The sequence below is a fragment of the Rhodococcus sp. Z13_19A genome (assembly GCF_058133575.1).
In genome coordinates, this window is the sequence record NZ_JBYUNN010000003.1 from 649,790 (window position 1) to 661,518 (window position 11,729).

Annotated in this window: 13 protein-coding genes; 3 read left to right on the top strand and 10 right to left on the bottom strand. The window is 72.4% G+C overall.

Annotated features, from left to right (window positions below):
• Positions 1 to 14 precede the first annotated feature (14 nt).
• Both AC3YNX_RS14190 and dxr read right to left on the bottom strand, forming a co-directional pair.
• Positions 15 to 1,232, bottom strand: a complete 1,218-nt coding sequence (locus tag AC3YNX_RS14190) for a M50 family metallopeptidase (protein ID WP_489995955.1) — start codon at positions 1,230 to 1,232, stop codon at positions 15 to 17.
• A gap of 103 nt (positions 1,233 to 1,335) precedes the next feature.
• Positions 1,336 to 2,499, bottom strand: a complete 1,164-nt coding sequence (gene dxr / locus AC3YNX_RS14195; RefSeq protein WP_489995956.1) for a 1-deoxy-D-xylulose-5-phosphate reductoisomerase — start codon at positions 2,497 to 2,499, stop codon at positions 1,336 to 1,338.
• 262 nt (positions 2,500 to 2,761) lie between these two features.
• On the opposite strand from dxr, the gene AC3YNX_RS14200 reads away from it, so the two are divergent.
• Entirely contained in the window at positions 2,762 to 3,034 is a 273-nt protein-coding gene (locus AC3YNX_RS14200) for a DUF2631 domain-containing protein (RefSeq protein WP_489983349.1), read from the top strand.
• A 94-nt stretch (positions 3,035 to 3,128) separates the two neighbouring features.
• On the opposite strand, the gene rlmN is transcribed toward AC3YNX_RS14200, so the two are convergent.
• Positions 3,129 to 4,238, bottom strand: coding sequence for a dual-specificity RNA methyltransferase RlmN (gene rlmN / locus AC3YNX_RS14205; protein WP_127782749.1), 1,110 nt, complete (start codon positions 4,236 to 4,238; stop codon positions 3,129 to 3,131).
• A 69-nt stretch (positions 4,239 to 4,307) separates the two neighbouring features.
• Between rlmN and AC3YNX_RS14210 the strand changes: the two genes are divergently transcribed.
• Positions 4,308 to 4,697 carry a LapA family protein gene (locus AC3YNX_RS14210; RefSeq protein WP_489983350.1) on the top strand — a complete coding sequence of 130 codons (390 nt, stop codon included), beginning with the start codon at positions 4,308 to 4,310 and terminating at the stop codon, positions 4,695 to 4,697.
• On the opposite strand, the gene AC3YNX_RS14215 is transcribed toward AC3YNX_RS14210, so the two are convergent.
• From AC3YNX_RS14215 to rpsB, 6 genes are all read right to left on the bottom strand, one after another.
• A complete protein-coding gene (locus AC3YNX_RS14215; protein ID WP_489995957.1) occupies positions 4,694 to 5,404 on the bottom strand; it encodes a class I SAM-dependent methyltransferase in 711 nt (236 codons plus the stop codon). The two genes, AC3YNX_RS14210 and AC3YNX_RS14215, sit on opposite strands and share 4 nt — an antisense overlap.
• A 31-nt stretch (positions 5,405 to 5,435) precedes the next feature.
• Entirely contained in the window at positions 5,436 to 6,275 is an 840-nt protein-coding gene (locus AC3YNX_RS14220) for a phosphatidate cytidylyltransferase (RefSeq protein ID WP_241249817.1), read from the bottom strand.
• A 100-nt stretch (positions 6,276 to 6,375) separates the two neighbouring features.
• Complete coding sequence (gene frr, locus AC3YNX_RS14225; protein WP_127782746.1) at positions 6,376 to 6,933, bottom strand: ribosome recycling factor; 558 nt, start codon at positions 6,931 to 6,933, stop codon at positions 6,376 to 6,378.
• Positions 6,934 to 7,010: 77 nt separating this feature from the next.
• Positions 7,011 to 7,751, bottom strand: a complete 741-nt coding sequence (gene pyrH / locus AC3YNX_RS14230) for a UMP kinase (protein WP_489995857.1) — start codon at positions 7,749 to 7,751, stop codon at positions 7,011 to 7,013.
• Positions 7,752 to 7,907: 156 nt separating this feature from the next.
• Complete coding sequence (tsf, locus tag AC3YNX_RS14235; protein WP_127782744.1) at positions 7,908 to 8,735, bottom strand: translation elongation factor Ts; 828 nt, start codon at positions 8,733 to 8,735, stop codon at positions 7,908 to 7,910.
• Positions 8,736 to 8,881: 146 nt separating this feature from the next.
• A complete protein-coding gene (gene rpsB, locus AC3YNX_RS14240) occupies positions 8,882 to 9,835 on the bottom strand; it encodes a 30S ribosomal protein S2 (RefSeq protein WP_127782743.1) in 954 nt (317 codons plus the stop codon).
• 362 nt (positions 9,836 to 10,197) lie between these two features.
• Between rpsB and AC3YNX_RS14245 the strand changes: the two genes are divergently transcribed.
• Entirely contained in the window at positions 10,198 to 10,728 is a 531-nt protein-coding gene (locus AC3YNX_RS14245; protein WP_489995858.1) for a peptidoglycan DD-metalloendopeptidase family protein, read from the top strand.
• A gap of 7 nt (positions 10,729 to 10,735) precedes the next feature.
• On the opposite strand, the gene AC3YNX_RS14250 is transcribed toward AC3YNX_RS14245, so the two are convergent.
• Positions 10,736 to 11,695, bottom strand: coding sequence for a tyrosine recombinase XerC (locus AC3YNX_RS14250; RefSeq protein WP_489995859.1), 960 nt, complete (start codon positions 11,693 to 11,695; stop codon positions 10,736 to 10,738).
• Positions 11,696 to 11,729 lie beyond the last annotated feature (34 nt).

The window sequence follows — 11,729 nt, forward strand, 5'->3', positions numbered from 1 at the left end:
GAAGAGTGTGCTGCTCACGGGAACAGCTGGATCGGGTTGACGACGTCGGCGATCACCGTGAGCACGGTGACGCCGCCGCCGATGATGAGCACCACGTAGGTCAGCGGGAGCATCTTGGTGTAGTCCACCGGTGCCGCCTTCGCCTTGCCGAGCGCCCTGCGGACCATGTCCCGGACCTTCTCGTAGGTGGTGATGGCCATGTGGCCGCCATCCAGGGGCAACAGCGGCAGCAGGTTGAAGATGCCGATGAAGAAGTTGAGGCTCGCGAGCAGCAGGATGAAGACCTCCCACAGCCCGCGCTCGGCGACCTGCCCGCCGATCACGCTGGCGCCGACCACGCTGATCGGCGTGTCCGCGCTGCGCTCCTCGCCGCCGATCGACCGCACCACCGCGGGCACCTTCTCCGGGAACTTGAGCAGGCTCTCCCAGGTCTTCTCGAACATGGTGCCGGTGAACGCCACGGTGGCCGGGATCGCGGAGACCGCGTTGTGCTCGGTGGGTGCATAGCTGACCGGCGAGACGCCGATGGCGCCGACGGTGGCCGGCTGGGGCTCGGGGTCGCCCGGCCGGACCACGTAGCGCTGCACGGGCTCGACGTCGATGGTGAGGGTGACCTCGCGCCCGTCCCGCTCGACGGTGAACGGCGCCGGGCCGGTGAGGGCCTGGGTGGCTGCGATGACGTCGGCGAAGGTGGGGGTGGGCTTGCCGTCGACGGCGACGATGGTGTCGCCGGCCTGCAGCCCGGCCCGCTGTGCCGGGCCCTCGCCGGTGCACTCGGCGTAGCTGCCGTCCGCGGACTGGGTGGGGGCCACGCAGCCCACCGCACCGGCCACGGCCTTGTCGGTGGCGTTGAGGTTGGGCAGGCCGAAGCCGACGGCCAGCACATAGATGAGGACCATGCCCAGGGCGAAGTGCGAGATGGGCCCACCGAGCATGACCGCGATCCGCTTCCAGGCGCTCTGCTTGTACATCGCCCGGTCGACCTCGTCCGGGTCGAGCTCGTCCAGCGCGGTCATCCCGGCGATGTCGCAGAACCCACCGGCCGGGATGGCCTTGAAGCCGTACTCGGTCTCACCGCGGCGGAAGGAGAACAACCGGGGGCCGAAGCCGATGAAGTAGCGCCGCACCTTCATGCCGAAGGCCTTGGCGATCAGCAGGTGACCGAACTCGTGCAGGGCGATCGAGAAGCCGATCCCCAGCGCGAACAGCACCACGCCGAAGGCAAAGACCATCTCCACAACTCCTATTGTCCGCCTTGCCGGGTGCCGTCGCGCTCAACGGTACCGGCTGAGCCCGGTGGCGCTGGCTCTCCGTGACCAGATCGGCGGTGCTGTGTCACCGCCGACGCTGCTGGGCCAGCTCCCGGGCCCGGGCCCGGGCCCAGTCCTCCGCCGCCAGCACGTCGGCCACCCCGCTCGGCACCGCCCGGTGGGCGTCCGCCTCGCCCAGCACCGCCGCCACGGTGCGCACGATGTCGGGGAAGCTCACGGCGCCGGCCAGGAACGCCGCCGCGGCCTCCTCGTTGGCGGCGTTGTACACCGCGGGCAGGCACCCGCCGCCGGTGCCGGCCTCCCGGGCCAGGGCCACCGCGGGGAACACCTCCTCGTCCAGCGGCTCGAAGGTCCAGGTGGCGGCGGTGCTGAAGTCGCACGCGGCGGCGGCACCGGCAATGCGGTCGGGCCAGCCCAGCGCCAGGGCGATGGGCAGCCGCATGTCCGGCGGGCTGGCCTGGGCCAGGGTGGAGCCGTCGGTGAAGGTGACCATGGAGTGCACGATCGACTGCGGGTGCACGGTGACGTCGATGCGGTCGTAGGGCGTGCCGAACAGCAGGTGCGTCTCGATGAGCTCCAGCCCCTTGTTCACCAGGGTGGCGGAGTTGAGGGTGTTCATCGGGCCCATCGACCAGGTGGGGTGCGCACCCGCCTGTTCCGGGGTGACGCCGCGCAGCTGCGCCGCGCTCCAGCCGCGGAAGGGCCCACCCGAGGCGGTGAGCACCAGGCGCGCCACCTCCCCGGCGGCGCCACCGCGCAGGCACTGGGCGAGCGCGGAGTGCTCGGAGTCCACCGGTACCAGCTGGCCGGGCGCGGCCGCGGCCAGCACCAGCGGTCCGCCCGCCACCAGCGACTCCTTGTTGGCCAGCGCCAGCCGCGCCCCGGTGGCCAGCACGGCCAGGGTGGGGCGCAGGCCCAGCGAGCCCACCAGGGCGTTGAGCACCACGTCGGCCGGCACCGCCTGGACCAGCTCGGTGGCCGCGTCCGGACCGTCGAGCACCTGCACCGCGCCCAGGTCGTGGGCAGCGAGGGCGGCGCGCAGCTCGGTCGCCGCGGTGCGGTCGGCCACCGCCACCGCGGCGACCCCGGTGGCGCGAACCTGGGCCAGCAGCGCGTCCACGTTGCCCCCACCGGCGGCCAGGCCCACCACGGTGAAGCGCCCCGGGTTGGTGGCGATCACCTCCAGGGTCTGCGTGCCGATGGAGCCGGTGCTGCCCAGCAGCAGCACCCGGGCCGGAGCGGCCGAGCCGGCGGCCGCGCCCGGACCGGGTGTGCCGGCGCTGGCGGAGGTGCTGGTTCTGGTGCTGGTGCTCACGGGGGTGCCACTGGTGTTCACCCCCGCATCATCCCCGATGCCCCCCGACACAGATCACACGATCTCCCCGGCACCAACGCCGTGCCGTGAGCACCACCGGGAGTCGCGTGTGCCACGATGGTCGCCAACACAGCCCGCTCGCGGAGCGCGCAGGATCGAGCAGGAGGAGCCAACCGTGGCCGGCAAGCAGCTTGAGAAGCCCGAGGCGCAGTCCACAGTCACCGCCGTGGACCTCGTGGACGAGCCGTCTGCCGAGTGGGGCTGGCACGGCGAGTTCCCCAAGGCCACCCGCATCGGCGGCTGGGTCGTCGCCGCAATCCTGCTGCTCATGCTGATCGGCAACCACCAGGGCCGGGTCGAGGACCTGTGGCTCATCGGCCTGGCCGCGCTGCTGGTGTTCATCCTGGTCCGCGACACCATGCGCCGTCGCACCTCCTGGCGCAGGTAGCTCCCCCCGCCCGCAGGCGAGCAGCACCCGTACCACCCGAACAGCCGACCGCACGGCAGCAGCCACCGCGGTCGGCTGTTCGTCGTTGCGGGGCCTAGCCCTCGGCGGCGAGCTGGCCGCAGGCCGCGGCGATCTCCTGGCCGCGGGTGTCGCGCACCGTGCAGGACACGCCGCCGTTGCGCACCCGACGGACGAACTCCCGCTCCGCCGGCTTGGGGCTGGCGTCCCACTTGCTGCCCGGGGTGGGGTTCAGCGGGATCAGGTTCACGTGCACCAGCGGGCCCAGCGCGGCCTTGAGCTTCTTGGCCAGCAGGTCGGCGCGCCACGGCTGGTCGTTGATGTCGCGGATCAGGGCGTACTCGATGGAGACCCGCCGGCCGGACTTGTCGGCGTAGTAGCGCGCGGCCTGCAGCACCTCCGCCACCGACCACCGGTTGTTCACCGGCACCAGGGTGTCGCGCAGCTCGTCGTCCGGGGTGTGCAGCGACACCGCCAGCCGCACGGAGAGGTTCTCGTCGGCGAGCTTGCGGATGGCCGGGGCCAGCCCGACGGTGGACACCGTGACCGCGCGCTGGGAGATGCCCAGGCCGTCCGGTGCGGGGTCGGTGATGCGGCGCACCGCGGCCACCACCCGCTTGTAGTTGGCCAGCGGCTCGCCCATGCCCATGAACACGACGTTGGACAGCCGGCCGGGGGTGCCGCCCACCTCGCCGTCGCGCATGGCGGCCGCGGCGGCGCGCACCTGGTCCACGATCTCGGCGGTGGAGAGGTTGCGGTCGAGGCCGCCCTGCCCGGTGGCGCAGAACGGGCAGGCCATGCCGCAGCCGGCCTGGCTGGAGATGCACAGGGTGGCGCGCTCGGGGTAGCGCATCAGCACGCTCTCCACCAGCGTGCCGTCGTGGGCTCGCCACAGCGTCTTGCGGGTGGTGCCCTCGTCGCAGGAGAGGTGGCGCACCGGGGTGAACAGGGGCGGCAGCAGCGACTGTCCGACCTTCTCCCGCACGGCGGCGGGCAGGTCGGTCATCTGCGCGGCGTCGCCCTGCAGGCGCACGTAGTACTGGCGGGCGACCTGGTCGGCGCGGAAGGCGGGCAGCCCGAGCTCGGCGACTGCGGCGCGGCGACCGTCGGCGTCGAGGTCGGCGAGGTGACGGGGCGGCATGCCCCGCTTGGGGGCGTCAAAGACGAGAGGCAGGGAGGTCATGATGTCTCCATTGTCGCACTACCCCAGCGCGGCGCGGGTGCGCGTGCGCCGCGGAAGGGCCATGATCTGGACATGCACCCCAACCCAGACTCCCCCGACCGTCCGGCGATGGCGCAGGAACCGGTGCGCCCCAGCGAGACCAGCGGCGCCTCCGCGCTCGGCTCGGGCACGGCGGGAACCGGTGCCGGGACGGCGGGCACCGCGCCGGCGGCTCCCAAGCGGCGCAACCGGGCCGCGGCGGCCTGGACCGGGCTGATCGCCGGGGCGCTGATCCTGGTGGTGCTGCTGGTGTTCATCCTGCAGAACAACGACAGCACCGAGTTCGCCATCTTCTTCTGGGACTTCAGCCTGCCGCTGGGCGTGAGCATCCTGTTCGCCGCGATCGCCGGGGCGTTGATCATGGCGCTGGTGGGTGGCGCCCGCATCCACCAGCTGCGCAAGGCCGACAAGAAGCGCCGCTAGCGGGGCTGGTGCAGGGGCACGTGCAGGCCCTTGCGCCGCCAGTGCACCCGGTAGGCCACGTCCACGGTGAGCCCCGGCACCTGCGCCACGGCCTGCTCGGCCACCCGCGGGGACAGCTCGATGCCCAGCACCGCCCGCAGGTCCTCGCGGGTCTCGAACCGCCACACCGTGTCCACCCGCCGCAGGGCGAAGCCCTGGTCGGCGAAGAACGCCTCGACCTGCTTGGCCCGGTAGCCGGGTGGCAGGTCCTGGCGCATCCAGGAGCCGTAGCGGGAGCGGGTGACGTCGAGGTCCACGACCACCTGCACTCCCCCGGTGCGCAGCACCCGCGTCGCCTCGGCCAGGCCGGGCTCGCAGCCGGGGCCGAAGAAGTACGCGGTGCGGGAGTGCACCACGTCCACCGAGTCACGGGGCAGCGGGAGCGCCTCGGCACCCGCCTGGTGCACCTGCACGTGGGCCAGCCCCCGGGTGCGGCGCCGGGCCAGCTCGGCCAGCGGCGGGTGGGGCTCCACCCCGTGCACCGACCGCGCGGCGTCGGCGAAGCGGGGCAGGTGGAAACCGGTGCCGCAGCCGACGTCGAGCAGGTCGCGGCCGTGCCAGTCGGCCACCTCGCGCAGCACCGCGTCCACCGCGCCGTGCACGTCCTGCGCCCGGTTCTCCCGCTCGTAGAGCTGGGGGTGGTGCCACACGTTGGGGCTGGGGATCACGCTCACCGGGGCGCCGGGCCGGGCGGGTGGGCTAGACCAGCGCGCTGAGCAGCAGCCAGGCCGCGACCGCCGAGGGCAGCACGGAGTCCAGCCGGTCCATCAGCCCGCCGTGGCCGGGCAGCAGCGTGCCCATGTCCTTGATGCCGATGTCGCGCTTGACCTGTGACTCGATCAGGTCGCCCACGGTGGCCACCACCACGAGCACGGCGCCGAAGAGCAGCCCGGCCCATGGGTTGGCGTCCAGCAGCAGCCAGAAGGTGAGCACCCCGCCGACCACGCCGAGGGCCAGCGAGCCGGCGAAGCCCTCCCAGGACTTCTTGGGGCTGATGCTCGGGACCATGGGGTGCTTGCCGAACAGCGCGCCCATTGCGTATCCGCCGACGTCGGAGCAGACCACCGCGATCATCAGGGCGGCGATCTTGGCCGCCCCGTCGGGCTGCACCACCAGCGCGACCGAGGTGGCCCCGAACAGCGGCACCCAGGCGACGACGAACACCGACACGGCGGTGTCGCGCAGGTAGTGCTCGGTGCTGCCCCACAGCCGCCACACCATGCAGGCGACGACCGTGACGGCGAAGGCCGCGAGGGCGGCGGTGACGCTGTGCCAGGCCAGCCACACCACGGCCTGCCCGCCCAGCAGCACCGGGACCAGGCTGATGCTGAGGCCGGTCCTGCGCAGGGCGGTGCCCAGCTCGAAGGTGGCGATCGCCATCGCCACGGCGACGATGCCGATCCAGGCCCGCGGGTAGAAGACCAGGGCGCAGATCACCAGGGCGCCCAGGCCGCCGCCCACGAGCAGGGCCGCGGGCAGGTTGCGCCCGGCGCGCGAGGTGCGCTGCACGGGCGGGGCCTGGCCTCCACTGGTCGACACGTCGTGATCGGTCACCACTGGATCCCGCCCTCCCTGCTGCTCGACCTGGTGTGCTGGTGCTGGTTCGTGCTGGTGCTCGTCCGTGCTGGTGCAGGCCGGGTCAGACCTCCATCAGCTCGGCCTCCTTGTTCTTCACCATCTCGTCGATCTGCGCCACGTAGCGGGCGGTCACCTTGTCCAGCTCCTTCTCGGCACGGTTGACGTCGTCCTCGCCGGCGTCACCGTCCTTCTGGATGCGGTTGAGCTCGTCCATCGACTTGCGGCGCACGTTGCGCACGGCGACCTTGGCGTCCTCGCCCTTGCCGCGCGCCTGCTTGGCGAACTCCCGGCGACGCTCCTCGGTGAGCTGGGGCAGCGAGATCCGGATGATGTGACCGTCGTTGGACGGGTTCACCCCGAGGTCGGAGTTGCGGATCGCGGTCTCGATGTTGCGCAGCATGGCCGCCTCGTAGGGCTTGATCACGGCCATCCGGGCCTCGGGCACCGTGACGCTGGCCAGCTGGGTCACCGGGGTCATCGCGCCGTAGTACTCGACCACGATGCGGTTGAACATCCCCGGGTTGGCGCGACCGGTACGGATCGAGGACAGGTCGTCCCTGGCCACGGAGACGGCCTTCTCCATCTTCTCCTCGGCCTCGAAGAGAGCTTCGTCAATCACAGCAGTTCCTCCGGTCTCGTTGCACTGATGCCAGTCTCCGCACCACACGGCTGTCCGCCGCTCGCGGTGTCAGCGTGTCACTTCGGTGAGCGCACCAGGGTGCCGATCTTCTCCCCCGCCACCGCGCGGGCGATGTTGCCCTCGACCAGCAGGTTGAACACCAGCATGGGCATCTTGTTGTCCATGCAGAGGCTGAAGGCGGTGGCGTCGGCGACCTTGAGGCTGCGGTCGAGCACCTCGCGGTGGGTGATCTCGGTGAACATGGTCGCGGTGGGCTCGGTCTTGGGGTCGGCGGTGTACACCCCGTCGACGCCCTTGGCCATCAGCACCACCTCGGCATCGATCTCCAGCGCCCGCTGGGCGGCGGTGGTGTCGGTGGAGAAGTAGGGCATGCCCATGCCGGCGCCGAAGATGACCACGCGCCCCTTCTCCAGGTGACGCTCGGCCCGGCGCGGGATGTAGGGCTCAGCGACCTGACCCATGCTGATCGCGGTCTGCACCCGGGTGTCCACCCCGGCCTGCTCCAGGAAGTCCTGCAGGGCCAGGCAGTTCATCACCGTGCCCAGCATGCCCATGTAGTCGGCGCGGGCGCGGTCCAGCCCGTGCTGCTGCAGCTCGGCGCCGCGGAAGAAGTTACCTCCACCGATGACCACGGCCACCTGTGCGCCGGTGCGGACCACCTCGGCGATCTGCGCGGCGACGTTGCGCACCACCTTGGGGTCGACCCCCACGCCCCCACCGCCGAACATCTCCCCGCCGAGCTTGAGCAGCACGCGGCGGTAGCCGCCTCGCGTGGTGTGGGTGTCCTGGACGGTCATCGGGCTCCTCGAGGTCTCGCCGGGGTTTGATGCCGCCGGGCGTCCGTGGGGGCGTCCGGCGCTGGGTGTGCACACGACGGCGGGGTCATCTCAGCCGGCACCGATCGTCTCGGTGCGGCTGGGACGACCCCGCCATCCTGCCTCATGCTGTTTCGGTCAGGCCTGACCAACCTCGAAGCGGGAGAAGCGCGTGATGGTGGCGCCCGCGGCGTCCAGCACGGCCTTCACCGTCTTCTTCGACTCCTGCACGGACGCCTGCTCCAGGAGCACGGTGTCCTTGAAGAAGCCGTTGACGCGACCCTCGATGATCTTGGGCATGGCCTGCTCGGGCTTGCCCTCCTCGCGGGCGGTCTCCTCGGCGATGCGACGCTCGGCGGCGACGATGTCCTCGGGAACCTCGTCGCGGGTGACGTAGCGCGGGCGCATCGCGGCGACCTGCATCGCGGCACCGTGGGCGGCCTGCGCGGCCTCCTCGGAGTCGCCGGTGTACTCCACCAGCACGCCGACGGCGGGCGGCAGGTCGGCGGAGCGCTTGTGCAGGTAGACGGCCACCGGGCCGTCGTAGCTGACCACGCGGCGGATCTCGAGCTTCTCGCCGATCTTGGCGGAGAACTGCGCGACCAGGTCGGCCACGGTGGTGGCACCGTCCACGGCCTGCAGGTTCAGGGCCGCGACGTCGGAGGTCTTGCCGGCAGCGGCAGCGGTGACCACGCGGTCGGCCAGCTCCTGGAACTCGGCGTTCTTGGCGACGAAGTCGGTCTCGCAGTTGAGCTCGACCATGACGCCGTCGGCCGCGGCGACGAGGCCGTTGGCGGTGGCCCGCTCGGCCCGCTTGCCCACGTCCTTGGCGCCCTTGATGCGCAGCAGCTCGACGGCCTTGTCGAAGTCACCCTCGCTGTCGGTGAGCGCGTTCTTGCAGTCCATCATTCCGGACCCGGTCAGTTCGCGGAGTCGCTTGACGTCCGCGGCGGTGTAGTTCGCCATGTGCGGCGAGCCTCCTTGTTGTGGTGCGTTCGACGGGGGGCGGGTTCAGCGAACCCGGGGCGCGGTGTGCCGGTGCGGCACTCGACGCGCTGCGACGACCGCCAGAGCCGGGCACCCGGGGTGGGGTGCCCGGCTCTGGCGGGACGTCAGGAGTTGTCCGCGGGGGCGTCGGTCTCGGAGACCGGCGCACCGCCGATGGCGGACTCGGCCGCAGCGGTCTCGGGGATCTCCGCGACCTGCTCGACGACCTCGGTGACCGCGGTCTCGGCGGCGGGGGTCTCCGCAGCAGCCTCGGCGACGACCTCGGTGGCCGCGGCGGCGGTGGCGGACTGCGCGAGCAGCTCCTGCTCCCACTCCGCCAGCGGCTCGGCGACGCCACCCTCGGGCTTGGCGTCACCGTCGCCGCTGCGTCCGGCCCGGGCCTGCAGGCCCTCGGCCACCGCGGTGGCGATGACCTTGGTCAGCAGGGCGGCGGAGCGGATCGCGTCGTCGTTGCCCGGGATCGGGTAGTCGACGAGGTCGGGGTCGCAGTTGGTGTCCAGGATCGCGACGACCGGGATCTTCAGCTTGCGGGCCTCGGCGACGGCCAGGTGCTCCTTGTTGGTGTCGACGATCCACACCGCGCTCGGAACCTTGGACATGTCGCGGATACCACCGAGGGTGCGCGCCAGCTTGGTCATCTCACGCGTGAGCATGAGGATTTCCTTCTTGGTGCGACCCTCGAAGCCACCGGTCTGCTCCATCGACTCAAGCTCCTTGAGTCGCTGCAGGCGCTTGTGCACGGTCTGGAAGTTGGTGAGCATGCCGCCCAGCCAGCGCTGGTTCACGTAGGGCATGCCGACGCGGGTCGCCTGCTCGGCGATGGACTCCTGCGCCTGCTTCTTGGTGCCGATGAACATCAGGGTGCCGCCGTGCGAGACGGTCTCCTTGACGAACTCGAACGCCTGGTCGATGAAGACCAGCGTCTGCTGCAGGTCGATGATGTAGATGCCGTTGCGGTCGGTGAAGATGAACCGCTTCATCTTGGGGTTCCAGCGTCGGGTCTGGTGCCCGAAGTGTGCGCCGCTGTCGAGCAGCTGCTTCATGGTGACGACTGCCATAGTGGTGGTCGAGGGTCGCCCCTCGTCCTTTCTTGCTCAGTGCGCGCCAGGGGCCAAGACCCGCTGGCACGCGGCCGGTTTGTCGCGCTGGCCGGGTGGACCAGCGCCCTGGCGCCCGAGAAGGATGCCGGACCCGCTCCTGCGGGACCGCCGGCAACCGTCCACCTGGTGGAACGGGTGGGACTCAGGCGCGCGAAGTCGGCCTGTGCACGCACAGGTCGCGGGCCCAGTGTACGACCTGCCGGGCACGACCTGCACCACCGACCTGCGCGACCCCCGTGGCTGTGCACAGCGACCAGCCCTCGTGCACAGCACACCGCGCGCGCCTGGGCTCTCGGACGCAGGTGGGTGAGGGTCGTCCGGTGGGGCGACGGAGCTGGGTGCTGGGGGTGGTGGCACTGCTGTGCGCGGTGCTGCTGACGCCGTCGGCAGCGGCCAGTGCCGTGCCCACCCAGGCCCCCGACGTGCCGGCTCCCCGGGGCACCTACTCCTGGCCGCTGGGCGGGTGGCCGCTGGTCGCGCGGCCGTTCCAGCCGCCGGCCAGCGTGTACGGGCCGGGACACCGCGGGGTCGACCTGCGTGCCGCAGCGGGGGCGCCGGTGCTGGCCGCCGGTGCGGGCACCGTGGTCTTCGCCGGGCCGCTGGCCGGGCGCGGGGTGGTGTCGGTGCAGCACCCCAGCGGGCTGCGCACCACCTACGAGCCGGTGACGGCGCAGGTGGCCGCAGGTGCGCCGGTGCAGCAGGGCCAGGTGCTGGGGGTGCTGCAGGCCGGGCACGCCGGCTGCCCCGGCGCGGCGTGCCTGCACTGGGGGGTGCGCCGGGGCGAGACCTACCTCGACCCGCTGCGCCTGGTGGGCAGCTGGCCGGTGCGGCTCAAGCCCTGGGCGGAGTGAGCGGGCCTCAGGCGCGGGGGTGAGCCTGCTCGTGCACCGCGCGCAGCCGGCCGACGCTGACGTGGGTGTACAGCTGGGTGGTGGCCAGGGTGGAGTGCCCCAGCAGCTCCTGCACCACCCGCAGGTCGGCCCCGCCCTCCAGCAGGTGGGTGGCCACGGAGTGGCGCAGCCCGTGCGGGCCCAGGTCGGGCGCGCCGGGCACGGTGCCCACCACCTGGTGCACCGTGCGGCGCACCGCCCGCTGGTCGAGGCGGCCACCGCGGGCGCCCAGCAGCAGGGCGGCGCCGCTGCGCGGACCCGCCAGGTGCGGGCGCCCGTGCTGCAGCCAGGCGTCCAGCGCCCGTGCCGCGGGCACTCCGTAGGGCACCGACCGCTCGGTGCCGCCCTTGCCCAGCACCCGCAGCACCCGGCGCTCGGCGTCCACCGACTCCAGGTCCAGCCCGCACAGCTCCCCCACCCGGATGCCGGTGGCGTAGAGCAGCTCCATCACCAGGTGGTCGCGCAGCGCCTGCGGGTCGTGCTGCTCGGCACCCAGCGCGGCAGCGTCCACCGCCTGGGCCGCCTGGTCGGGGCGGAGCACGGCGGGCAGGGTGCGGTGCGCGCGCGGGGAGGCCAGCCGGGTGCCAGGGTCGCTGGTGGTGCGGCCGGTGCGCAGCGCCCAGGCGGTGAAGCTGCGCACGGCCGCCGTGCGCCGCGCCAGGGTGGTGCGGGCGACGCCCGCACCGGACTGTGCCGCCAACCAGGAGCGCAGCACCTGCACCGTCAGCCCGTCCAGGCCCGTCACCGCCGGTTCGGCCCCGCACCAGTGGCGGAACAGGGACCGGACGTCACCCAGGTAGGCCCGCACGGTGTGCCGCGACCGGCCGCCCTCCAGCTCGAGGTGCTCACCGAAGGCCTGCAGCGCCTCGCGCAACGGCACGGGCAGGGACTCGTCGGAGCCAGGCACCTTCGCGGAGGGAGCATTCACCCGCACACCGTGCGGCAGCGCTGACGCTGGGTCA